The sequence below is a fragment of the Cellulomonas sp. KU4C genome, assembly GCF_056868065.1.
This window is the reverse complement of sequence record NZ_CP200322.1, coordinates 1,690,118-1,712,388: the sequence shown is the minus strand read 5'-3', so window position 1 is coordinate 1,712,388 and position 22,271 is coordinate 1,690,118. Positions and strand designations below refer to the sequence as shown.

20 protein-coding genes and 2 pseudogenes are annotated in these 22,271 nt (G+C 72.7%); 11 read left to right on the top strand and 11 right to left on the bottom strand.

The window, feature by feature from the left end:
* Positions 1 to 2: 2 nt before the first annotated feature.
* The 4 genes from AC1VL8_RS08160 to AC1VL8_RS08145 form a co-directional block, all read right to left on the bottom strand.
* Complete coding sequence (locus AC1VL8_RS08160; RefSeq protein ID WP_483074822.1) at positions 3 to 1,451, bottom strand: hypothetical protein; 1,449 nt, start codon at positions 1,449 to 1,451, stop codon at positions 3 to 5.
* On the bottom strand, positions 1,444 to 2,721 hold the full coding sequence (locus tag AC1VL8_RS08155; protein WP_483074821.1) for a S8 family serine peptidase: 1,278 nt from the start codon (positions 2,719 to 2,721) through the stop codon (positions 1,444 to 1,446). The genes AC1VL8_RS08160 and AC1VL8_RS08155 overlap by 8 nt, the downstream gene beginning before the upstream one ends.
* Positions 2,721 to 3,119: a hypothetical protein gene (locus tag AC1VL8_RS08150; RefSeq protein ID WP_483074820.1), complete on the bottom strand. Its 399-nt coding sequence runs from the start codon at positions 3,117 to 3,119 to the stop codon at positions 2,721 to 2,723. The genes AC1VL8_RS08155 and AC1VL8_RS08150 overlap by 1 nt, the downstream gene beginning before the upstream one ends.
* Positions 3,120 to 3,238: 119 nt before the next feature.
* Positions 3,239 to 3,484 carry a hypothetical protein gene (locus AC1VL8_RS08145; RefSeq protein WP_483074819.1) on the bottom strand — a complete coding sequence of 82 codons (246 nt, stop codon included), beginning with the start codon at positions 3,482 to 3,484 and terminating at the stop codon, positions 3,239 to 3,241.
* A 426-nt stretch (positions 3,485 to 3,910) separates the two neighbouring features.
* On the opposite strand from AC1VL8_RS08145, the gene AC1VL8_RS08140 reads away from it, so the two are divergent.
* From AC1VL8_RS08140 to AC1VL8_RS08120, 5 genes are all read left to right on the top strand, one after another.
* Positions 3,911 to 5,107: a NucA/NucB deoxyribonuclease domain-containing protein gene (locus AC1VL8_RS08140; protein ID WP_483074818.1), complete on the top strand. Its 1,197-nt coding sequence runs from the start codon at positions 3,911 to 3,913 to the stop codon at positions 5,105 to 5,107.
* Between the two features lie 11 nt (positions 5,108 to 5,118).
* Positions 5,119 to 5,727 carry an SMI1/KNR4 family protein gene (locus AC1VL8_RS08135; RefSeq protein ID WP_483074817.1) on the top strand — a complete coding sequence of 203 codons (609 nt, stop codon included), beginning with the start codon at positions 5,119 to 5,121 and terminating at the stop codon, positions 5,725 to 5,727.
* 245 nt (positions 5,728 to 5,972) lie between these two features.
* A complete protein-coding gene (locus AC1VL8_RS08130) occupies positions 5,973 to 6,299 on the top strand; it encodes a hypothetical protein (RefSeq protein WP_389225521.1) in 327 nt (108 codons plus the stop codon).
* Complete coding sequence (locus AC1VL8_RS08125; protein WP_483074816.1) at positions 6,296 to 7,411, top strand: putative T7SS-secreted protein; 1,116 nt, start codon at positions 6,296 to 6,298, stop codon at positions 7,409 to 7,411. The genes AC1VL8_RS08130 and AC1VL8_RS08125 overlap by 4 nt, the downstream gene beginning before the upstream one ends.
* An 8-nt stretch (positions 7,412 to 7,419) precedes the next feature.
* Positions 7,420 to 7,986: a hypothetical protein gene (locus tag AC1VL8_RS08120; protein WP_483074815.1), complete on the top strand. Its 567-nt coding sequence runs from the start codon at positions 7,420 to 7,422 to the stop codon at positions 7,984 to 7,986.
* A 7-nt stretch (positions 7,987 to 7,993) separates the two neighbouring features.
* Here the strand turns inward: AC1VL8_RS08120 and AC1VL8_RS08115 are convergent, their stop codons facing one another.
* From AC1VL8_RS08115 to AC1VL8_RS08095, 5 genes are read right to left on the bottom strand one after another with little or no spacing between them, the layout of a single operon-like run.
* The gene (locus AC1VL8_RS08115; RefSeq protein WP_483074814.1) at positions 7,994 to 8,923 is read right to left on the bottom strand and encodes a carbohydrate ABC transporter permease; all 930 of its coding nucleotides are present in this window, start codon (positions 8,921 to 8,923) and stop codon (positions 7,994 to 7,996) included.
* Positions 8,920 to 10,044, bottom strand: coding sequence for a carbohydrate ABC transporter permease (locus tag AC1VL8_RS08110; RefSeq protein WP_483074813.1), 1,125 nt, complete (start codon positions 10,042 to 10,044; stop codon positions 8,920 to 8,922). The genes AC1VL8_RS08115 and AC1VL8_RS08110 overlap by 4 nt, the downstream gene beginning before the upstream one ends.
* A 38-nt stretch (positions 10,045 to 10,082) precedes the next feature.
* Positions 10,083 to 10,820 (bottom strand): extracellular solute-binding protein, encoded by a 738-nt coding sequence (locus AC1VL8_RS08105; RefSeq protein ID WP_483074812.1) that lies wholly within the window; start codon positions 10,818 to 10,820, stop codon positions 10,083 to 10,085.
* Complete coding sequence (locus AC1VL8_RS08100; RefSeq protein WP_483074811.1) at positions 10,784 to 11,386, bottom strand: hypothetical protein; 603 nt, start codon at positions 11,384 to 11,386, stop codon at positions 10,784 to 10,786. Before AC1VL8_RS08100 ends, AC1VL8_RS08105 begins: the two co-directional genes overlap by 37 nt.
* A gap of 43 nt (positions 11,387 to 11,429) precedes the next feature.
* Positions 11,430 to 13,061, bottom strand: coding sequence for a GH39 family glycosyl hydrolase (locus AC1VL8_RS08095; protein ID WP_483074810.1), 1,632 nt, complete (start codon positions 13,059 to 13,061; stop codon positions 11,430 to 11,432).
* A 188-nt stretch (positions 13,062 to 13,249) separates the two neighbouring features.
* On the opposite strand from AC1VL8_RS08095, the gene AC1VL8_RS08090 reads away from it, so the two are divergent.
* Entirely contained in the window at positions 13,250 to 14,290 is a 1,041-nt protein-coding gene (locus AC1VL8_RS08090) for a LacI family DNA-binding transcriptional regulator (protein WP_389225500.1), read from the top strand.
* Positions 14,291 to 14,293: 3 nt separating this feature from the next.
* Here AC1VL8_RS08090 and AC1VL8_RS08085 read toward each other — a convergent pair whose 3' ends face one another.
* A complete protein-coding gene (locus tag AC1VL8_RS08085) occupies positions 14,294 to 15,343 on the bottom strand; it encodes a LacI family DNA-binding transcriptional regulator (RefSeq protein WP_483074809.1) in 1,050 nt (349 codons plus the stop codon).
* A 187-nt stretch (positions 15,344 to 15,530) separates the two neighbouring features.
* Between AC1VL8_RS08085 and AC1VL8_RS08080 the strand changes: the two genes are divergently transcribed.
* The 4 genes and pseudogenes from AC1VL8_RS08080 (at position 15,531) to AC1VL8_RS08065 (ending at position 21,317) form a co-directional block, all read left to right on the top strand.
* A complete protein-coding gene (locus AC1VL8_RS08080) occupies positions 15,531 to 17,501 on the top strand; it encodes a right-handed parallel beta-helix repeat-containing protein (protein WP_483074808.1) in 1,971 nt (656 codons plus the stop codon).
* Between the two features lie 5 nt (positions 17,502 to 17,506).
* Positions 17,507 to 18,400, top strand: coding sequence for a dihydrodipicolinate synthase family protein (locus tag AC1VL8_RS08075; protein ID WP_483074807.1), 894 nt, complete (start codon positions 17,507 to 17,509; stop codon positions 18,398 to 18,400).
* Positions 18,397 to 20,385 (top strand): YjhG/YagF family D-xylonate dehydratase, encoded by a 1,989-nt coding sequence (locus tag AC1VL8_RS08070; protein ID WP_483074806.1) that lies wholly within the window; start codon positions 18,397 to 18,399, stop codon positions 20,383 to 20,385. The genes AC1VL8_RS08075 and AC1VL8_RS08070 overlap by 4 nt, the downstream gene beginning before the upstream one ends.
* A 45-nt stretch (positions 20,386 to 20,430) precedes the next feature.
* A pseudogene (locus AC1VL8_RS08065) lies at positions 20,431 to 21,317 on the top strand (IS5 family transposase).
* An 11-nt stretch (positions 21,318 to 21,328) separates the two neighbouring features.
* Here the strand turns inward: AC1VL8_RS08065 and AC1VL8_RS08060 are convergent.
* Positions 21,329 to 21,808 (bottom strand): HIT family protein, encoded by a 480-nt coding sequence (locus tag AC1VL8_RS08060; protein WP_483074805.1) that lies wholly within the window; start codon positions 21,806 to 21,808, stop codon positions 21,329 to 21,331.
* Positions 21,809 to 21,816: 8 nt separating this feature from the next.
* Between AC1VL8_RS08060 and AC1VL8_RS08055 the strand changes: the two are divergent.
* A pseudogene (locus AC1VL8_RS08055) lies at positions 21,817 to 22,113 on the top strand (hypothetical protein); the annotation flags it as partial.
* Between the last annotated feature and the right edge of the window lie 158 nt (positions 22,114 to 22,271).

Genomic DNA, 22,271 nt, shown 5'->3' with positions numbered 1-22,271 from the left:
CGTCACCACGCGTCCCCGTCCTCGACCGCGAGCGCGACAGGCGCGCTGAGCGCGTCGCGCCCACCAGCCCCGGCACCCGCGCCGAGGTCCGGGCGCGCCGTGCCCTCCGCGACGTCGATCGTGGGCGCCAACAGCCCCGAGGACGTCCGTCGCCTGGGGCCCTTCGCTGCCCCACCACCACTGCCGCCGCCCATCGGTCCGCCCATGCCGCTGCCGGGGCGCGCTCCGGAGGCAGCGGCACCGGCGGCTCCCGTCTGCGTCCCCTGCCCCAGCCCCGAGGCGGTGCCGGACAGGCCCGAGCCGTGCGTCCCGATGCCTCCCGGGGCGCCTCGCACTGCACCGGCGGAGTAGCCGGTGCCGCCGTAGCTACCGGTCCCTCCCGACGCGCCGCCGCCGCCCGTGCTGGTGCCGTTCGCGAGCCGGCTGAGGCCCGCCGCTCCGAGCGCAGATCCTCCGACCGTCAGCGCACCGGCCAGCCCGCCGGCGCCGGTGCCGCCCAAGGGCCCTCCGCCGGCGACCCCGGCTGCGGATCCGGTCGGACCTGCGACCAACCCACCATGACCGTTGCTCCCGGTGACGGTGCCGCCGACGGCCCCGTCCGACGAGGTGCCGTCACCGGTCCCGGGGACGATCCCGCCGCCGGTGCCGGAGCCACCGTTCCCGACGCCCCATCCGTGGCCGTGTCCAGGGCCGGGCGCGTTCACCGTGCTCACGCCGACCGTGGCGCCACCGGTGCCGAGGTCGGCACCGTCCGACACCGGGGCCGTCCACGACGGTGCGACACCGGTCAACGCGACCACGCCCGTCGCGCCGTCGTCGCGGACGGCCTCTCGGGAGCCCGCAGCCCGGGGGGCGTAGCCACCGCTGGGCGCCGTCGACGGCGCCGAGCCCACGGTCTGGGGTGCCTTGTCCGCGGTGTCCACCGACCCGGGTTCGATGCCGGTGAGTGCGCTGCTCGTGGGCAGCGCGATGGCGCCGACACGCGACTCCAGGTCGGCGAGGGCGGCTCGTGCCGCACGCTCGCGCGCCTGCTCCCGCCGGTCGGACCACATCGCGCCGGCGACGGTCGCGGCGACGGTGCCGAGCCCCGGCAGCACGACCGTGCCGCCGGCGACGATCGCTGCGCGCTCCTTGAACGTCAGCTCGCCGTCCGGCAGGGCGCGGAAGTCCTTCTGCGCAGCCGCGACAGCGGCCTGCGCGCCGTCAGCCGCCGCGTGCAGCAGCTGCAGGTTCGTGCTGACCGCTCTGACACGGTCGGCGATCTCGACGAGCCGTCCGCTCGCGGCCTCGCCGCTGACGCCACCGACGCCGAGGTCCTGGGGGATCTCACGCAGCGCTCTCGCCGCACTCCGCGCATCGGCTACCGACTCCGCGAAGCTCTGGCTGGTGATCCGCATGACGTCGGTGTCGGCGTCGAGCGTCCGTCCGAGCTCGTCGGCCTTCTCACCCATGGTGTCCCCTGTGCTGCGTCGGCGTGCGCTGGCCGTCGGTGCCTCCCGGCGCAGACCCGCCACCGGGACGGCGGCGACCACGGACGAGCAGCACGACCACGCCCCCCACCAGGACGATCCCGAGCCCGACGGCACCGATCACGAACCCCGCACCCGGCCCGGCCTCGTCACCCGGGGACGAGTCGGGACCGGCGGCAGAGCCCGTCGGAGACGGAGCGGTGGTGGCAGGTGCGCCCAGCTCGGCCGCCGTGGGCCACTCGTCGGCACCGTCGCGGACGAACGGATTCACGTCGGGGTACGACAGCGGGTCGGAGTCCACGAGCGTCCGGGCGTTCACCGTGCCGTAGCCCCAGCGGTCGTCCCGGACCGGCGTCTGGCGGACCTCCCCGTCCGTGGTGTGGACGAGCGCCTGCAGGATCTGGTTGCCGGTGGCGTCGGGGTGCAGCGACCACAGGAGCGCGAGCACCCCGGAGGTGTACGCGCTCGCGTTCGACGACCCGGTGCACCGCGCGTACACCGTGAGCGTGGTGTCGAGGCAGCGGAAGCCGCTCCCCGGCGCGACGACGCCGAGCTCGGGCCCGGTCGGGCTCCCCGCGTCCAGCTCGCGGTCCGCGGTCACCGTCCCGACGGTGACCGCGCCGTTCGTGCTGGCGGGTGCGCCGGCGATGCGTCCGCCCTCGTTGCCTGCCGCAGCGACGACGACGACCCCGGCCCGCAGTGCGTCGGCGTAGGCGCTGGTCCCGAGGTAGACGGTGCCGGAGACGTTGATGATGTCGGCCCCCGCAGCCACCGCGTCGCGGATCGCCTGGTCAGCCGTGCCCTCGGTGCCGGCCGGGTTGTAGCAGGTCCCGTCCGAGACCGAACGGACGGTGTAGCTGAGGACCGAGGCGTCCGGCGCGACTCCGCGCACACCCGGTTCGCCGTCGATCCCGGCACCAGTGCCGACGAGCACCGAGGCGACGAACGTCCCGTGCTGCGCCGCGGGTCCGCCGGTGGGGGCGGGCACTGCCGGCCCGTCGGGCTCGGTGGCGCAGTAGCTCGGCTGCCGGACCTCGAGGCCCGTCCCGGCGAGGTCGGGGACGTCGGCCCGGACGGGGTCGTCGAGGATCGCGATGGTGATCCCGGCACCCGTCGTGCGCTGGTGGATCTCGTCCATGCCGGTCGCGGTGTAATACCAGAGTCCGTCGTCGGTCGTCGCTGCGGTCGAGGCGGGAGCAGCCGCGGCGAGGAGGGCGACCGCAGCGGCGGCCGCGGCGAAGGACCTTCTCATCAGTACGAACCCCGGTCCTCGGTCGTCGCGGCGGGAGGCGTCACCGGGGCGGTGGGGGCCGCCTCGGTCCCGTCCAGCGCCGCGAGGAGGGTCCGCATCCGGTCGGCTTCCGCGGAGTCGAGCTGGACGTGCGCGCGCAGGCTCGCCGAGAGGGCGTGGCTCGCGTCGGCGAGCTCCTGCCGCAGCACCGCGAGGTCGCGCTCGCTGAGGTCGATCGCGTCGCGGTACGCGCGCGAGAACGCCTCGAGCCCCTGGACATCCGGCCACACGTCCGTGGTCTGACGGTCCCGCAGCTGCCCGACGGCGCGCTGCATCTGCTCGACCACGTCGTGCAGCTTCAGGAGCTGCTTCACGCTGCCGCCCACGAGGTCGTAGTCGAGCTCGACGTCCCCAGCCACCGGCCGTCCTCCGCACAGGTTCGTGACCCGTCGCCCCCTGCGACGTGGCTCTGGTGCACCGCCGCGGCGTCGAGCCGTTCGGTGACCGGTCGCAGGCTAGCCCACCGCGCCGTCCCAGGTCAGCGCGCCGTCGTGCCGGTGTGGACGAGCAGCCGTCGCTCGTCGTCCCCCAGCCCGCTCACGTCCGCCACGTACCCGCTCACCTCCGTCGCGGCCACGAGCACGGCCCGCGCCACGCGCGTGAACGCCTCCCGGTCCGCCTGATCCGGTCCGACGTCCACCGCCCACACCAGCAGATCACGCCAGAACGCGAGCGCCATGTAGCCTCCACCGACCGTCACGAGCAGCTCGTCGTAGGTCGTCACGCCGCCTCGCCCGTCCTCGCGCCACTCTCGCAGCTCGGGCGCGCTCAGCGCCACGTGCCCGACGACGTTCACGTCCCCGGGTCACGTGACTCGGCTGAAGCGGTCCTGGTCCACACGAGCCCGTCTCGCACGCTCACCTCGGCGCGTCCGACCGCGGTTGATCCGTGCGGGTGATTCTGGCACCGGGACGTGCCCCGATCAGGGGATCGTGCACCGAGTGATGACCTCGCGTCGTGCTGAGCCATAGCGTCGACGCCCGAAGGGCCCGGTGGGGGCGGAGTCCTTCCACCAGCAGGGGTGCCCCCTCAAGGGAGAACCATGAGACGCCGAGTGGTAGCCGCCGCAGTAGGGGCGGCGTTGATCGTGACGGTTGGAGCGGTGCCGGCTAGCGCCGCTTCGCCCTACGACGTTGTGACCGCATCGAGCATGCGCAACCTCGTCAACGCCATGGAGTACTACGCCGCGTTCGACAGCGACGGCACCTACGTCGATGTCGACGCCGCAGCCCTGGCCGACTGGGGGTGGCGTCCAGGATCGACCACGGCGGTGCAGATCGTGATCGAGGGCGACGGCGAGTCGTGGAGGGCCTCCGGTCAGGACATCCGTCCTGGCGCCAGCGAGTACACCTTCACGTCGAGCACCCGCGTGAACGGCGTCAACCCCGGCAGCGTCGGGGTCTCCAACCCGCAGCCTGCCGTCCAGGCGTCGGTGGCGGGCGTCGAGATCAGGGACGTCGGTCAGCAGGTCGACATCGATGAGCTCGCGCTCGCGCTGGCTGTCGGCGGGGTGACCGCGACCCAGCTGTGCGAGGCGTCGGTCTTCGTGCCCGGCACACACCAGGCCGGTAGCTCGCTCAGCGACCAGACGATCGCGTGCGAGGCAGCCGCTGCGGCCAGCGGAGCAACGTTGCGATCGGTGCTGGCTGCGATGCTCAAGGCCGGCGGTGCGGCCGTGGTCTCCATGATCGCGCTGGAGTTCGTGGGCACCGGCTCTCAGCCCGCGACCGCCCCGGACTGGGTGGGCACCCCGGACGGACCCCCGACCTCCCGCCCGGTCCCCCCGTCGCTGCCGAGCAGCATCTGGAAGCTGCCGCGCGCCGCTCACAGGCTCGCCGAGCAGAACCAGCTCGACGACCAGACCGCGCGCACGGTCGCCAGCCAGTGCCTGACCTACGTCACGAACGCGATGTCCGGCGCAGACCCGTACAAGGAGTGCTCCACCAAGCCGATCTTCATGTCCGGCCGCTCGGACGTCCCCGAAGCGACCCAGCACGACACCGAGGCGCTGGTGTCGAACCCCGCGTGGGTGCAGCTGAACTACCGGCCGGCAGCGCAGAACCCGTCATCCCGCTCCTGGTACGCCGGCGACCCTGTGTGCCAGGCGACCGGCCCGGGCCAGAACTGCGACGAGTACCCCTTCTTCGCCACCGAGCAGGGCGGTGGAGCAGCCGTACCGCGTCCGTCGCTCAAGGCGATCGACGGACTGCAGAATCAGAACCAGGGCCGGCTGTACGGCAGCTTCCTGACAGTGTGCGGTGTCGAGAGCGGGGATGAGTTCCTCGCCGTCCCGGTGCCCGCGTCCGCACCGACCGTCCCGACGCTGGCGATCTGCAACCCGAGCTGAGGAGGACCCCCATGACGGCAGCCGAGGTCACGCGAGCGCTCGCAGGGTTCGAGCAGCGGCTGCGCGACCTCGGCGTGCCCGTCGTGGAACGACTCCGTCCCGGCCTCTCCCGAGCGGAGGTCGACCAGGTCGCAGCCGAGTTCGGGGTCGTGCTCAGTGGAGACGCGGCTGCGTGGTGGATGTGGCACGACGGCGACCGGCTGCGGTACGAGGACGACTGGGGCACGCCGAGCCTGACCCCGACCGGCGTGTTCTGCGGCCTGCGAGCCGCACTCGAGCGGTCGCGGCAGGCCCACGAGGCGACCTGGGACCAGGACGTCGACCCTGCACGACCGGATCTGGACTGGCGGTTCCACCGGGAGTGGGTCGCGCTGATCCAGGGCACGACACCCGTGATCGTCGACTGCCGCGAGCCCGCAGCGCCCGGCTCGCCGACCGGCGTCTGGGCAGCCGACGGCGGGCTCGGGCACACCATCACCCTCGCCGAGCGGATCGGGTGGTGGCACTGGGCGCTCGACCACGGCCACTGGGTGCCGCGAACGGACGGCACGTGGCTCGTGGACGACGCACGGTCCCCGGGCAACCTCGTCGGGTTGCACGCGAGGGACAACGCCAGTTAGGCGCACGGTGGCTCACGAGGAACGACCCGGAGTCGTCGCCGCCCCCAGCGAGTGCCGCATCCGAGGGGTCGTGTTCGTGCTCTGAGCCATCGCCCCTCGCTGCGCCAGTACCGCGCGCGAGTCGCTTGCTCGGGCGCCTCGGTCGCCTGACGCCGGCCTGATCGACGTCCTCCGCGGAACCGGCCTCTCGGGCGCTTCTCGGTTCGTATCATGTTCAGGCTGATCAACAGGTGGAGGGGGCCTGAGTGCTGGGAATGCGCGTCAACACGGACAAGCTCCGTTCAGTCGCCGACCGCCTCGACGCCGTCAGTGCCGACCTCGAGGGCCCGACGACGGCAGCTGTGCTCAGCCACACGGCCGACTACGGCGACGCCGCGCTCCAGTCAGCTGCGCGCGCCTTCCTCGACTCGTGGACGGTGGGGCTGCGTTTCGCCCGAGAGTCGCCCGCGGAGCTCGCTGCCGGAGTCCGTGAGAACGCATGCACCTACGACGAGATCGATGCCAGCGTCGCCGAGTCGTTCCGCCGGCTCGAGCAGTACGACCCGGTTCTCATCGACGAGCCTCTCGGATGACGACGTTCCAGATCGGCTTCGGGACCAGTGCCGCAGACCTCATCCCCGGCGACTCGGCTGCGCTGCAGAGCGACGCGGCGCACACACGATCCGTCGGTCACTCGCTGGACGTTGCTGCGTCCGATGTGGGACGCGTCGACATCGGCCCCTGGGAGGGACAGGCTGCCGACGGCTTCTCCGGCACTCTCGCAATGCTCCGATCTCGCCTGATCGTCGCGTCGGAGACGCTCGCGGTCGCCGCAGACGCGCTGGACCGCCACGCGTCGGTGCTGATCGAGGCACGCCAGCGCGCGCAGCTCTGCATAGACGGCTATCTCGCCGAGTTGCGCTGCCTCCCCGATGACTCGGCGGCCAGTGGGCCGACGCCGGCACAGTCCGAGGCGATGCTCGGGCTCGCCTCGACGCTTCGCGCTGTCGCCGACTCCGAGCGCATCACCGCATCGGCCTTGCACGCGTGCGCGGAAGTGGGCCCCAGCGGGACGGGCGTGATGGACTGGCTCCGCCCGAGCGACAACCCGTGGCATGCCGACGCGTACAGCACGACTGAAGCCGTCCAGATGGCGAGCGTCTTCGCGTTCGGAGGTGGGCGAACTGGCGCGAGTCGCGGCGGGCTCACCGCACTCAGTGCGGAACGAGTGGCGATGTACGAGCAGCTCGTCGCTCGATCCTCGACACCTGAGTGGCTTCGCCCGCTCTACCGCGGCCAGCAGTTCAACTGGCAGAACTACGACCGGTACGTCGCCCGCGAGGTGTGGATCGACGACGCCGCGAATGGCGCGCGCTACCGGCTCGACTCCTACTCTCCCGGGGAGTTCGTCGTCTCGCGACGCTGGACCCAGCTGGGCGAGATCACCGAGGTCTCGGGCAAGCGCTACATCGACGAGATCATGAAGAAGTACAACCCGTTCGAGCCTTCCCTCCGGATCTCGGACACACCCGGCAACCGATCACAGCTCGGCAGTCATGCGGTCGGAGGTGGACTGATGGGCCGCCCGGTCTTCGAGGTACCGGTGCAGACCACTCCCATACCGCAGACGGTGCTGGGACGGGCGAGCCAGTTCGACATCACCATCCGTGACCCGAACGGCACCATCTACCGAGTTCACCCCTGAGGAGCGCCATGTCGGACGTGCTGTACACCGGCCGTTGGAGCAGCGACACCCGACGGCCGTTCCCCGGCGTCGGCTGGTACGACGAGGTCCGGGCTCGGTCCGCCTACGAGCAGCGCGCCGAGCTCGTGTGCGTGGTGGACGCGCGCGAGCGCCTGGACGACGACCGCCCTCGGCAGCGGTGGGTCATCGGTGCGTCCACGACGGGCGACTTCCGGTGCTCGTTCTTCACGCCCGCCGGGACTCTCTACCGTCAGATCGACTACGTCGAGCGAGACGGCCGGCTGTGGCGCGAGACCACCCTCGACTACCGCTACCCCGACGACGAGGGCTTCTACCTGAGCGGTCTGGAGTCCCTCGGCCACACCATCGCCCGTTTCGCCCCCGACGGCAGCGGTTCCGTCCTGTACGTCGAGTCCGGCAACCCGGTCGCCGAAGAGGTCCAGCTCCACGCCGCCCCCGTCACGGGGTTCTGGCTCGACCGTCCGGATTTCGGCGACTGGTCCCGGCTGTCCGACCCGCTCTACGGGGTCCCGACCGACCCCGATGCCGACCACGCCGCCGACCGCCGCCCCTGAGCCCCCCTCACCCCTTCACCGCCCCCGCCATCACCCCCGACACCAGCTGCTTCCCCGCCACCACGAACACCACCAGCAGCGGCGCCGCGACGAGGAACACCCCCGACATCACCAGCCCGGTGTCGGTCGTGAACGCCCCCTTCAGCTGCGGCACCACGAGCGGCATCGTCAGCTGCGACCGCATCACCACCGAGGGCCAGAAGAAGCTGTTCCACGACCCGACGAACGTGAACAGCGCGAGCGTCGCGGCGGCGGGTCGGGCGGCGGGCATCGCGATGGACCAGAACGTCCGGAACATCGACGCCCCGTCGACGCGGGCGGCCTCGATGAGCTCGTAGGGCAGCGCCTCCTGGAGGTACTGGGTCATCCAGAACACGCCGAACGCGGTGACCAGCGTGGGGACGGTCAGCGCGAGCAGGGAGTCGATCCAGCCGAAGTCGTTCATCATGATGAACATCGGGATGGTGCCGACCTGCGCGGGGATCGCCATGGTCGCGATGACCGTGACGTACAGGGCCTTGCGGCCGCGGAACGTCAGCTTCGCGAAGCTGAACCCGGCGAGCGTCGAGAAGAACACCGTCGACGCGGTGACGGACACGGCGACGAGCACCGAGTTCGCGAACGCGGTCCAGAAGTTGAACTGCGACGCCGAGACGACCTCCCCGAAGTTCTCGAGCAGCACGAGCGTCGGGAAGAACGTCGGCAGCGTGCCGACGGCCCGGGCGATCTCCTGGGTGGTGGACGAGCCGTACATCGCGGACGCGTACAGCGGGAACACGGACACGATGACGACGAACGTGAGCAGCCCGTACGTGACCCAGCCGGGTCGGCGGCCGGAGGCCTCGTGGGGGCGGACGGGCCGGCCGCGCGCGGCCCGCTTCTGGGCGTAGGCGGCGGCGCCTCGGCCCGCGGTGTTCTCGATGAAGCCGGTGCTCACCGGTTCGCTCCTTCCGTGATCGTCCCGGGCGCGTCGACGTCCCGGTCGACGGCATCGGGCTCAGGGCGCGCGGGCTCCCGCGGCGCCCCGGCGGCGATGGCCCGCGCCCGCGCGACCGCGGCGTTGTACTGCGCCCGGGTCACCCGCGACGACCGGGTCTGCGTCGACGAGATCGAGCGGGTCAGCAGGAAGTTGCCGAGGGAGAACAGCGCGATGATGACCGCGAAGATCCACCCGACGGCGGCGGCCTGCCCGAGCCGGTCCTGCCAGTCGCCGAACCCGAGGTTGTAGAGGTAGAGCACGACGGTCGTCCACTGGTTGTCGGCGCCGCCCTTGCCGCCGCCGGTCCCCCCGCCGTCGAACATGCGGGCCTCGTCGAAGATCTGCAGGCCGCCGATCGTCATGGTCAGCGTCACGAAGATCATCGTCGGGCGGATGCTCGGGATGGTGACGGAGAAGAACTGCCGGGTGCGGCTGGCGCCGTCGACCGTGGACGCCTCGTAGAGCTCGCGCGGCACCGCCTGCATGGCGGCGAGGAAGATCAGCGCGTTGTAGCCGGTCCAGCGGAACACGACCATCGAGCCGATCGCGGCGTGCGACAGCAGCCGGTCCTGGAAGAACGGCGAGTCGACGCCGGTGAGGATCCCGAGGTCGTGCAGGTTCGGCACCAGCAGGCCGAACTGCCCGAACACCTGCCCGAAGATCATCGACGTCGCGACGGGCATCACCACGAACGGGACGAGCACGCTCATCCGCCAGAACGTCCGGGCGCGCAGGTTCTGGTCGAGCACCGCGGCGATCACCAGGGCGAGCACGAGCTGCGGGATCCCGCCCCACAGGAAGATCGAGAACGTGTTCTCCAGCGACCGCCAGAACAGCGGCTGCCGCAGCACCCAGGTGAAGTTGTCGAGCCCCACGAAGTCGCCCATGCCGGCGCGGCGGTGCCAGTCGTGCAGGGCGACGACGACGTTGAACAGCAGCGGGAACGCGCCGAAGACGGCGAACAGCAGGAAGAACGGCGAGACGTACAGGTAGGGCGACACCCGGATGTCCCACCGGGAGAACCGCTGACCCCACCCCATGCGGCGCGCGCCGTGCGGCGGGCTGGAGCTCGATGACATGGCTGAGCCTTCCGTGACGGTCGTGTTCCCGGGGCGGGTCAGCTCGCGGTCTCGAAGCCGAGGGCCTCGAAGTTGCTCACGACGGTGTCCCAGGCCTCCTGCGCGGTGGCGCTGTCCGACTCGACGAGCCGGATGCCGTCGGTGACGAGCGTCTGGATGCCGGCGAAGTTCTCCCCGCGGTACCCGCCGGCGGCGGCGTCCCCGGCGGCGGCCGCGAGCTCGCCGTAGATCTGCCCGACCTGCTGGTCGCCGTAGAACGGGTTCTGCGCCTCGGCGATCTCGGGCGCGGACATCGCCTCGAGCTGCGACGGGAACTGGCCGGTCGTGTTGAACCAGTCGATCGCGGCGTCCGGGGAGGTCAGGTAGTCCGCGAGCGTGGTGGCCCAGGCGGTGTTCTCGCCGGTGGCGGGCACGGCGAAGAACGAGCCGCCCCAGTTGCCGCCGCCCTCGGGGAACGTGCTGGCGATCCGCCAGCCGTCCACGCCGACGGCGTTCTCGGCGATGATCCCGGTCATCCAGGCGGGGGTGACGACGGTCGCCCACTGCTGGTTCTGGAACCCGGCGCCCCAGTCGGCGTGGCCGATCGCGATGCCCGCGGAGATGTCGTCCTCGGCCGCGTCGGCGAACATGCCGAACAGCTCCTCGACCTCGGTGTTGTCCGCCAGGTCGTAGGGCAGGCCGGACTCCGGGTCCTCGAACGCGGCCGGGAGCAGGTTGATCGCGGCCTGGAACGCGTTGGTCAGCGAGTCGACGAAGTAGTTGTCGCTGACGGCCACGTACTCGCGGCCGGCGTCGAGGAAGGTCTGCCACGTGGCGTCGTCGCCGCCGATGAGCTCCCCATCGACGCGGGGTCGGTGGCCAGCCCCGCGGCGGCGGTCATGTCCTGGTTGAACGCGATGGCCAGCGGCCCGATGTCGGTGCCGTACCCGGTGACGACACCGTCGACCGAGCCCTGCGTGACCTTCCAGTCGACCCAGCGGTCCGGGATCTCGGGCAGCTCGGCCCAGTCCTCGGGGACGGCCATCATCTCCGTCCACCAGTCGAGCTCGACCAGGTGGACGTCGGACAGGCCGGCGCCGTCGGAGGCGAGGCCGTTGCGCAGGACGGTCTGCGCGGACGCGCCGTCGGGGAACGAGTTGACCACGACCTCGATGCCGTACTCCTCCTCGAACGAGTCGAGGAGGTCCTGCGGGAAGTCCATCCACGCGGCGACGGTGAGCTGGTCCGGCTTGTTGCCCTCGCCGGCCGCCTCGGGGGCGCTGCTGCCCCCGCCGCAGGCGGTGAGCGTGAGGGCGGACACGGCGACGACGGCGGTGGCGACGGACGTGCGGGTGATCCTCATGGAGAGGTCCTTTCCGGGGTGGTGCGGGTCAGGGGGTGGGGGGTCAGGCGACGGGCGCGACGGAGGCCACGGCCCAGGGCGCCAGGTCGAGGTCGATCGTGAGGACGCCGCGGGAGTCGACCGCGATCGTGCGGCGGTCGAGGTCGTCGGCGACCTCCCGCAGCTCGGCGACGTCCTGGCGGGTCAGGTTGAGCGGCTCGCCCCGCTCGTGCCAGGCGTGCGCGACGTCGCCGTGCTCGTGGTCGAGCACCTCCACCTGGTAGGCGGCGCCGGGACGGAGGCCGGCGACGGTGTGCCGGACGCGGCGGGCCGGACCCTCGTGGGCGTGCCGGCGCGCGTCGAGGTGGCTGCTCGCGCTGCCGACGGACCGGGTGCCCATCGACTCCGGGTAGTTGAAGAACACGGCGGCGACGGCGTCGTCCGCGGTGCGGGTGACCACCCCGTGCTCGGTCTGGAGGGCGAGGGTGCCGCCGAGGCGGTTGAGCATGGCCATCGCGTGGAACGTGGGCTTGTGGATGCCCTGCTCGTTGACGAACCCGAACCCGCCGTGGAACGGGCCGATCCCGCCGCCGCCCTCCTCGAAGACGTCGGTGAACGTCCAGTAGGAGATCGAGTCGGCGAGGTCGTGGCACTGCAGGAACGCCCGGACGATGTACGTCGCGGCGTACAGGGTGTCGTGCATCCGGTCGCGGCTGGACGGCGACGTGGACCACTCGGTGATGTGCACCTCGGCGTCGGGGTACGGGCTGTCGGCGAGGATCGCGCGCAGCACCCGCAGGTCGTCGCGCGTGGCGTCCCGGTACCGGCTGATCGGGCGGCCGACGCCCTGGGTGTCGAACGCGAAGTCCGTCGGGTAGAGGTGGGTGGACAGGAAGTCCAGCGGCAGGTCGCGCTCGGCGCAGTACGCGATGAGCTCGCGCACCCACACGGGCTTCCAGGGCAGCACGTCGGGGTCAGGGGCCTCGGCGGTCGCGCCCTCCACGGACGGGTCGTGCACCTCGCCGTCGTACCGGGCGTCGGGGACGAACACCGACGACGACGGCCCGCCGACCCGCAGGCCGGGGTCGATGGCCTTGAGCGCCCGCGCGGTGGCCTCGTAGAGCTGGAAGTACTCGGTGCGCGTCCCCGTCCAGAAGTGCGGGACGAGGTTCGGCTCGTTCCAGACCTCGAACGGCCAGCGGCGCACCTCGTCGAGGCCGTAGCGGCCGATCCAGTGCTCGACGGTCGCGGTGACCAGGTCCACCCAGGCGCCCATGTCGGTGGGCGGGCTGCCGTGCGCCTTCCACCAGAACAGCGTCTCGGTGTCCCGGGCGAGCTCGCGGGGCATGAAGCCGAGCTCGACGAACGGGCGGGCGCCGGTGTCGAGGATCGCGTCGACGACCTTGTCGACGTACGCGAACGTGTGGACGGGCTTCTCGAGCGGGGTGGGCGGGCCGAACCCGCCGCCGTTCGCGGTGCGGTAGACGAACATGTCGTCGTGGAAGATCCCGTGGAACCGCACGGAGCGGGCCCCGAGCACGTCGACCGCCTCGCGGAAGTGCTCCTGCCAGTCGGCGCGGAGCGCCTCGTTGGCGCGGCCGGCGCCGAGGCAGGCGTTCCAGACGTGCCGCAGCGGCAGGTCGGCCGCGGGGCGGCCGTCGATCAGTAGGGTTGACGCCGGTGCGTCGACAGTCACGCAGACCTCCAGTGGTCGGCAGGGCAGCGACGATGCGGCCCTCGCGAGTCCGAAACCGTTTCGCAACGGGTATCGTGGGTCGAACGTAGAGGAGCGGCGTGGAGTCTGTCCAGCGTCGGGCGTGAACTCGTCGCCGACGGCACGAACCACGCGCACGACTCGAAAATGTTTCGGCTAGGAGGAGCAGCATGTCGAGTGACGCGGACCGGCGACGGCCCACCCTGGCCGATGTCGCCGCAGCCGCAGGCGTGTCCAAGGCGACCGTCTCCAAGGCGCTGAACGGGCGCGACGACGTCTCGGCGGAGACGCGGGAGCGCGTGCTCGCGGCGGTCACGGAGATCGGGTACCGGCCGACGACCACCCCGGCGACGGGCCCGGACCGGCGGGCGGTCGCGGTCGTCTTCGACATCCCCGCCTCGCCGTACATCCTGGGCGTGCTCCAGGGCGCCCTCGCCGGTGCCACCGACGAGCACGTCGACCTGCTCTCCCGGCTCGCGCCCGACCGCTCCGCGCGCACCCACCGGGCCGTCGCGCGCGAGTGGGTCGCCGACCAGCGGGCCGCCGGCGTGGTCGGGATCGTCGGGCTGACGCTCTCGTACCCGGACGGGCTGATCCGCGCCGCGAGCGACGCGTCGATGCCCTTCGTCATGGTCGACCCCGTCGACACCCGGCACGAGCACATGGTCAGCGTCGGGTCGAGCAACTGGGCCGGCGCGCGCACGGCGACCGAGCACCTGATCGGGCAGGGGCACCGGCGCATCGCGTGGGTCGGCGGGCCGGAGGGCTCCGACGCCGCGCGCGACCGGCTCTACGGCTACCAGGCCGCGCTCGACGCCGCCGGGCTCGCGGTCGACCCGGCGCTGGTCCGGGCGGACCGGTTCGACGTGGCCACCGGCACGCGGCACGCCCACGACCTCCTGACGTCCGCGCAGCCGCCGACGGCGATCATGGCCGGCGACGACGAGATCGCCGTCGGCGTGCTGGCCGCCGCGCACGCGCTCGGCGTCCGGGTCCCGGAGCAGCTGAGCGTCACCGGCTTCGACGACACCCCGCAGGCCGCCTGGACCACCCCGCCGCTGACCACGGTGCACCAGCACCTCGAGGACATGGGGCGGATGGCCGTCCGGACGGTGCTCGCGATGGCCGACGGCGGGCGCCCGGCGTCCCGGCACGTGGAGCTCGCGACGTCGCTGACGGTCCGCGCGAGCACCGGCCCGGCGCCCGCCTGAGGGTCACGCCCGCCCGGACTCCCCCGGCGGCGCCGTCGACTCCCGCACCACGAGCGTCGTCGACAGCTGGACGTGGTGGGAGTCCACGCGCTCGCCGCGCGCCAGCTGGAGCAGCGTGCGCAGCGCGACCCGACCCATCTCGACCACGGGCTGGCGCACGGTGGTCAGCGGCGGCGCCGCGGAGGCCGCCGCCGGGCTGTCGTCGAAGCCGACGACGGACAGGTCCTCCGGGACGCGCAGGCCGTGCCGCTGCGCGGACGCCAGCACCCCGAGCGCGATCGAGTCGGACGCGGCGAACACCGCGGTCGGCCGGTCCGGCCGGTCGAGGAGCTCGTCGGCCATCGCGAGCCCGGCGGCGAACGTGTGCGCCCGCGAGCGCACGAGCGACTCGTCGACCCGCCCGCCCCCGGCACGCACCGCGCTGAGGTAGCCCTGCAGCCGCTCGGACGACGGCAGGAACGACTCGGCGCCGCCGGCGAACGCGATCCGCCGGTGCCCGAGGTCCAGCAGGTGCCGGGTGGCCTGGACCCCGCCGGAGAAGTTCGTCGACCCGACCGAGACCGTCGAGTCGTCCATCGGGTCCACCGGGTCGATGTGCACCGTGGCGACCCCCCGGTCCCGCAGCAGGGCGTGCTGCTCGGGCGTCGGCTGCGTGGTCACGAGGACGACGCCCGCGCGGTCGGCGGCGGCCTGGCGGCGGATCCAGGCGGGCGACAGCGGCTCGGTGCCGTGGGCGGGGACGTCGAGCACGTCGACGACGACCTCGACGCCCTGCTCCCGCGCCGACGCGACGACGCCCTCGAGCACGCGCATCGCGTACAGGTCCGCCAGCGTGCGGAACACCACCGCCACCCCGAGCGGCGGGGCGTCGACGGCGCGAGGGCCGGTGGTCGGCGCGTAGCCCAGGTCCTCGATCGCGGCGGCCACGCGCTGCCGGGTCGCCGGCGAGATGCCGGGGCGCCCGTTGAGCACCTTCGACGCGGTCGACGTCGACACCCGTGCGGCGGCGGCGACCTGCTCGAGCGTGGGTCGGCGGTGCGGGTCGGTGGGCATGAGCACACCGTAGCGAAATACTTTCCTTCCCGGAAGTCGAGTCCACGCCGATGCGACGGGCTTCCTGAGCGGGCGACGAGCCTCTACAGTCGGCCGCAGCAGAGCGGCTGCGGAAACTGTTTCGCATTGCGCCGGGGCGCCGAGGCCTCGTCGGCCCGCAGCCGGGACACCGACCGGGAGGACACCCGTGACCACGTTCCACGTCGCCGTGACCGGCTCAGACCGGGCCGCCGGCACCGCCGCCGCCCCGTTCCGGACGATCAACCGCGGCGCCCGCGCCGCCCTGCCCGGGGACACCGTGCGGGTGCACGCGGGCACCTACCGGGAGTGGGTGCGCCCCGTGCGCGGCGGTACCGGCGAGGACCGCCGGATCACCTTCGAGGCCGCACCGGGCGAGCACGTCGTCATCACGGGCGCGGAGGTCGTCACCGGGTGGGTCCACGAGGAGGGCGCCGTCTGGCGGGCCGAGGTGCCGCACACCCTGTTCGGCGACCTCAACCCGTTCGACGAGCCCGTCGCGGGTGACTGGCTGCACCCCGGCCCGGTCGTCCACCGCGGCGCGGTGTACCTCGACGGCCGCGCGCTGCGCGAGGTCGCCGACCGGGACGCGGTCCTCGCGCCGCCCGCGCGCCCCGCCCGCACCCGGTACCAGTGGACCGCGCTGGACACCGACGTGGTCGACGACGGCGACCCCGACCTGGTCTGGTACGCCGAGGTGGGCGAGGACGTCACGACCATCTGGGCCGGCTTCGGCGGCGCCGACCCGGGCACGGGCGTGGTCGAGGTCAACGTCCGCCCCGCGGTCTTCTACCCCGAACGCAGCCACCTGGACTACATCACCGTGCGGGGCTTCGAGCTCGCGCAGGCCGCGACCCCGTGGGCGCCGCCGACCGCCGACCAGGTCGGCCTGGTCGGACCGAACTGGGCCAAGGGCTGGGTCATCGAGGACAACCTGGTCCGCGACTCCCGGTGCGCCGGGATCTCGCTCGGCAAGAACGCCGCGAGCGGCGACGGGTTCGCGACGGAGCGCGGCGACAAGCCCGGCTACCAGTACCAGATCGAGTCGGTGTTCACCGCGCGGCAGCAGGGCTGGGACGCCGAGCACGTCGGCTCGCACGTCGTGCGCCGCAACGAGATCCGGGACTGCGGGCAGAACGGGGTCGTCGGCCACCTGGGCTGCGCGTTCTCGACCATCGAGGACAACCACATCCACCACATCGGCACCCGGCACGAGTTCTCGGGCTACGAGATCGCGGGCATCAAGCTGCACGCCCCGCTGGACGTCACGATCACCCGCAACCGCGTGCACGACACGACCCTGGGCATCTGGCTCGACTGGCAGGTGCAGGGCACGCGGGTCAGCCGCAACCTGCTGTACCGGAACATCCGGGACCTGTTCGTCGAGGTCGCCCACGGGCCGACCACGGTGGACCACAACGTGCTGGCCTCGCCGATCGCGGTCGAGCTGTTCAGCCAGGGCACGGCGTTCCTGCACAACCTCGTGCTCGGCGCGGTCCGGGTGCAGCCCGTGCTCGACCGCGCGACCCCGTACCACCTGCCGCACTCCACCCAGGTCGCGGGCTACGCGTTCGTCTACGCCGGCGACGACCGCTGGACGGGCAACCTGTTCGTCGGCGCCCGCGGCGGCGTGTACGGGCCGGACGCCCCGCTGGTGCTCGAGGGCCACCCGCCGGAGACGTTCGGCACGCACGCCTACGAGGGAGCGCCCGCGACGTGGGCGGAGTACCTGGACCGGGTCGGCGCCCCCGGGTCCGGCGACCACTCCCGGTTCCACCACGAGCGGCAGGCCGTGCCGCTGCGGTCCAACGCCTACGCCGACGGCGCCCGGCCCGCGTCCCACGAGGTCGACGCCGTCGTCTCCCCCGGCCCGGCGCCGGTCCGCGTGGTCGACGAGGGCACGCAGGTGCACCTCGAGCTCGACCTCCCGGACGCGCTCGTCGCACCGCGGGTGCCGGTCGTCACCGGCGCGGACCTCGGCCGGGTGCGGATCGTCGGCGCGACGTTCGAGCACCCCGACGGCACCCCCCTGGTCGCGGACCTGGACCTGGTCGGCACCCGCAAGGTCACCGGCACCCCCTACCCGCCCGGCCCGCTGGCGCGGCTCGACGCCGGCGCGACGCGCGTCCGGGTGTGGTGAGCGCCGTGGCCCGCTCCTACGCGCCCGTCGTCACCGCCCTGCACCCCGACGGCAGCCTCGACCGCGACGGCAACCTCGCCGTCTGGGAGCACGTGCTCGGGGGTGGGGTCGACGGCATCGTGCTGCTCGGCAGCACCGGGGAGTTCTTCGCCCTGCGCCCCGACGAGAAGCGCGCGCTCGTCGACCTCGCCGTCCAGCACGTCGGCCCGCGCGCCGACCTGATCGTCGGCACCGCGTGCCCGCGCCTGGACGAGACCGTCGAGCTCAGCCGGTATGCGCTCGACGCCGGGGCGCCCGCCGTCATGGTGGTCGGCCCGTCCTACTTCGCCCTGGACGAGGCCGCCACCGAGGCGTACTACTCGGCGGTCGCCGAGCAGGTCGACGGCGACCTCTACCTGTACAACTTCCCGGCACGCACCGGGTACGACCTCGGCCCGGACGTGGTCCGCCGGCTGCTGCGCCGGCACCCGAACATCGTCGGCTACAAGGACACCGTGCTCGAGGTCGGCCACACCCGCCGCCTGCTGACCGCGCTGCTGCCCGAGTTCCCCGACTTCCGGGTGCTCGCGGGGTTCGACGAGAACCTGCACCACGTGGTGACCTCCGGCGGTGCGGGGGTGATCGGCGGGCTCGCGAACCTGTACCCGGAGGTCAGCGCCGCGTACCTGCGGGCGGTCGACTCCGGGGACGCCGCGGCGATCGCCGTCGCTCAGCGGAAGGTCGACCGCCTGATGGACCTGTACGCGATCGGCGTGCCGTTCTTCCCGCTGCTCAAGGAGGGCATGGTCCGGCGCGGTGTCGCGCTCGGCCGCACCTGCACGCCCCCGCACCTGCCCGCCACCCCCGCCCAGGTCGACGCGCTGCTCGCCCTGATGGCCGCCGTCGAGGAGATGCCGTGACGTCCTGGGAGTCCCTGCTCGAGCCGCACGACGGCATCTACACGCTGCGCAGCCACGCCGAGGGGCCCGCGGGCCGGCTGCCGCTCACCGCCGAGGGGCTGCGCACCTCGCCCAGCGGCGACGTCTTCGGCATGACCCAGAACGCCGGCATGGGCTGGCCCGTCGCGAACATGCTCGGGCCGCAGGTGATGATCGTGTCGACCGCCGGCGGCCTGCGGTCCGAGGCGGGCGAGCCGGTCGCGCTCGGGCTGCACTCCGGGCACTTCGAGCTGGTCGACCAGGTGCGGGCCGCGGCCGAGACGCTCGCGGACGCCGGGGCGCTGCCGTTCGCCTCGTTCGTCAGCGACCAGTGCGACGGCCGGGCGCAGGGCACCACCGCGATGTTCGACTCCCTGCCCTACCGCAACGACGCCGCGGTGGTGATGCGCCGCCTCATCCGCTCGCTGCCCACCCGGGCGGCGGTGCTCGGCGTCGCCACCTGCGACAAGGGCCTGCCCGCCACGATGATGGCGCTGGCCTCGCAGCACGACCTGCCGACGGTCCTGATCCCCGGCGGCGTCACGCTCCCGCCCGTCCGCGGCGAGGACCTCGCCCGGGTGCAGACCCTCGGCGCGCGGTTCGCCAACGGGGAGCTCGCGCTCGAGGACGCCGCGGAGCTCGGCTGCCGGGCCTGCGCGTCGCCCGGGGGCGGCTGCCACTTCCTCGGCACCGCCGGGACCGCGCAGGTGGTCGCCGAGGCGCTCGGCCTCGCGCTCCCCCACTCCGCGCTCGCCCCGTCCGGCCAGCAGGTCTGGGCGGAGATCGCCCGGCAGTCCGCGGTGGCCGTGCTCCGGCAGCGCGAGCGCGGCCTGACCACGCGCGACATCCTCACCCCGGAGGCGTTCGAGAACGCGATGGCGGTGCACGCGGCCGTCGGCGGGTCCACCAACCTGCTGCTGCACCTGCCCGCGATCGCCCACGCCGCCGGTGTCCCCCGCCCGACCGTCGAGGACTGGGTGCGGGTCAACAAGTCCGTGCCCCGCATCGTGAGCGTGCTGCCCAACGGGCCGGTCCAGCACCCGACCGTCCGGATGTTCCTGGCCGGGGGCACCCCCGAGGTGATGCTGCACCTGCGCGCGCTCGGCGTGCTGCACCTCGACGCCCTGACCGCCACCGGCGAGACGCTCGACACCGTCCTGGACTGGTGGGCCGGGTCCGAGCGCCGCGCCCGCATGCACGCCCTGCTGCGCGAGCAGGAGGGCGTCGAGCCGGACGACGTCATCATGAGCCCCGACCAGGCACGGCGCCGGGGGCTCACCGCCACCGCGACGTTCCCCGTCGGCAACCTGGCCCCCGAGGGCTCGGTCATCAAGTCCACCGCCATCGACCCGTCCCGCGTCGTCGACGGCGTGTTCCACCACCTCGGCCCGGCGCGGGTGTTCACCTCCGAGGCCGCGGCGATCGAGGCGATCAAGGCACGCGAGGTCGTCCCCGGCGACATCATGGTCCTCATGGGCGGCGGCCCCCTCGGCACCGGCATGGAGGAGACCTACCAGGTCACGTCCGCGCTCAAGCACCTCAGCTACGGCAAGGAGATCTCGCTGGTCACCGACGCCCGGTTCTCCGGCGTCTCGACCGGCGCGTGCCTCGGCCACGTCGGCCCCGAGGCGCTCGCGGGCGGGCCGATCGGACGGCTCCGCGACGGCGACCTGGTGGAGATCCGGATCGACGTGGCGCGGCTGGAGGGGACGGTCGACTACGTCGGGGACGGCGAGACCCGGCTCACGCCCGAGGAGGGCGCGCGGGTGCTGGCCGCCCGGGCCCCGCACCCCGACCTCGCGCCCCACCCGCTGCTGCCCGACGACACCCGGCTGTGGGCGGCGTTGCAGGAGGTCAGCGGCGGGACGTGGAACGGGGCGGTGTACGACACGGACCGGATCGTGGCGGTGCTGCGGGCGGGGGTGGCGGCGCTGGCGGGATCGGAGGCCGGCGCGGGTCAGGGCTAGGGCGTGTCTCCCAACGTCCGACGTGGTGGCCGGGATGCTGTGCAGGTGTCTCGTCGTGTGGTGTTGACCGATGCTCAGTGGGACCGGATTGCTCCGTTGCTGCCCTCGGACGTGGGCAAGCCTGGTCGACGCTTCCGGGATCACCGGCAGGTGGTGGAGGGCATCCTCTACCGGTATCGGACTGGGGTCGCGTGGCGGGATCTGCCGGCGGAATTCGGACCGTGGCAGACGCTTTGGAAGCGCCACGCGCGGTTCTCCAGGGACGGGACCTGGGACAACGTCCTGTCCCGGTTGCTCGCGCAGGCCGACGCCGCGGGGCAGATCAACTGGGCGGTGTCGATCGACTCCACGATCAACCGGACCCACCAGCACGCCGCGACCTTGCCCCGCACCACAGGGGGAACCGGCGAATCACAGGAATCGGATATCCGAGCCGGCTGACCACGCGATCGGCCGGTCCCGCGGCGGGCTGTCCACCAAGATTCATCACGCCGTCGACGGGCGCGGGCGCCCGCTGGTCGTCATGGTCGGACCGGGGCAGGGCGGCGATGCGCCGATGTGTCTGCCGGTGCTCGACGCGATCCGCGTCCCGCGCCTGGGGCCGGGCCGTCCGCGCACCCGCCCGGACTCGGTGCTGGCGGACAAGGCGTACTCCTCACGCGCGATCCGCACCGAGCTGCGCCGACGCGGGATCCGCGCGGTCATCCCCGAGCCGCGTGACCAGCAAGGGCATCGCAAGCGACGCGGCTCACGCGGAGGTCGACCGGTCACCTACGACCCCGACGCCTACCGCGGCCGCAACGTAGTCGAACGGTCCTTCAACGCCCTCAAGCACTGGCGAGGACTCGCGACCCGGTACGACAAGCTCAGCCGTCACGTACCGCGGCGGCGCCGTCCTGGCCGCCATCCTGGCCTGGCTGCGCGCGCCGTAACGAAAGCGGGGTCATCTCGTCGCGGATACAGGAGCGACATCCTCGTTCGTTGACGCGATGGCGGCCTTGATCGCTTGTGCGTCGCTGTCACGCAGTGACTTCGCGCGTTCGTGCGTCTCGACCTTGAAGGGTTCCCCGACGCCGTCGCCTGGGTAGCGAGGGATGACGTGCAGGTGGAAGTGGAAGACCGTCTGGAAGGCGGCTTCGCCGTCGCAGACGACGACGTTGATTCCCGTGCAGGCAAGGCGAGAGCGTCGCAGGGCCTTCGCCATCTCGTGGCCGACCGACCACACGTGAGCGCTCGTGCTCGCATCGACGTCCTCGAGCCCCACGGCGTGCCTCCGTGGCACCACGAGAAGGTGCCCGTGTGTGACGGGATTCAGGTCCATCCAGACCACGACGGTCTCGTCCTCGTGGACCATGCTGGCTTCCGCCCGGCCCGCGACGATGGCGCAGAAGATGCACTCCCTGGTGCCCGCTTCCTCGGTCATGTGCGGTGATGCTTCCAGCCGGCCCAGGTGGGTGCAACCAACCCCATCCCGAGTTGCGCGCACCAGAGAGATGGGAGACACGTCCTAGCCCCGCGGACCCGCGTCGCGCTCCGCGGAGTACCCTCCCTCCAGGCATCGGCGCACGCAGACGGGAGGCCCACGCACACATGGCCGGCTCCCAGACCGCCCTGCGCGAGGCCAACCGCGCCACCGTCGTCGACACCATCCGCCGTTACGGCGGCCTGACCCAGGTCGAGCTGGCGGCGACGACCGGCCTGTCCGCCGCGACGGTGTCCAACATCGTCCGCGAGCTCCAGCAGGCCGGCGAGGTCGACGTCCGCGCCACGATCTACAACGGCCGCCGCGCCATGCAGGTCACGATGGTGCACCGCACGGGCCTGGCGGCGGGTGTCCACGTCGGCACCCGGCACATGAGCATCACCCTGACGGACTCGGCGCACGA

Bases quoted from the DNA above. Each gene is read 5' to 3' on its own strand.
- AC1VL8_RS08160 (WP_483074822.1), bottom strand. From the start codon at position 1,451: ATGGGTGAGAAGGCCGACGAGCTCGGACGGACGCTCGACGCCGACACC.
- AC1VL8_RS08155 (WP_483074821.1), bottom strand. From the start codon at position 2,721: ATGAGAAGGTCCTTCGCCGCGGCCGCCGCTGCGGTCGCCCTCCTCGCC.
- AC1VL8_RS08140 (WP_483074818.1), top strand. From the start codon at position 3,911: ATGCGCAACCTCGTCAACGCCATGGAGTACTACGCCGCGTTCGACAGC.
- AC1VL8_RS08135 (WP_483074817.1), top strand. From the start codon at position 5,119: ATGACGGCAGCCGAGGTCACGCGAGCGCTCGCAGGGTTCGAGCAGCGG.
- AC1VL8_RS08125 (WP_483074816.1), top strand. From the start codon at position 6,296: ATGACGACGTTCCAGATCGGCTTCGGGACCAGTGCCGCAGACCTCATC.
- AC1VL8_RS08120 (WP_483074815.1), top strand. From the start codon at position 7,420: ATGTCGGACGTGCTGTACACCGGCCGTTGGAGCAGCGACACCCGACGG.
- AC1VL8_RS08110 (WP_483074813.1), bottom strand. From the start codon at position 10,044: ATGTCATCGAGCTCCAGCCCGCCGCACGGCGCGCGCCGCATGGGGTGG.
- AC1VL8_RS08100 (WP_483074811.1), bottom strand. From the start codon at position 11,386: ATGAGGATCACCCGCACGTCCGTCGCCACCGCCGTCGTCGCCGTGTCC.
- AC1VL8_RS08090 (WP_389225500.1), top strand. From the start codon at position 13,250: ATGTCGAGTGACGCGGACCGGCGACGGCCCACCCTGGCCGATGTCGCC.
- AC1VL8_RS08085 (WP_483074809.1), bottom strand. From the start codon at position 15,343: ATGCCCACCGACCCGCACCGCCGACCCACGCTCGAGCAGGTCGCCGCC.
- AC1VL8_RS08060 (WP_483074805.1), bottom strand. From the start codon at position 21,808: ATGACCGAGGAAGCGGGCACCAGGGAGTGCATCTTCTGCGCCATCGTC.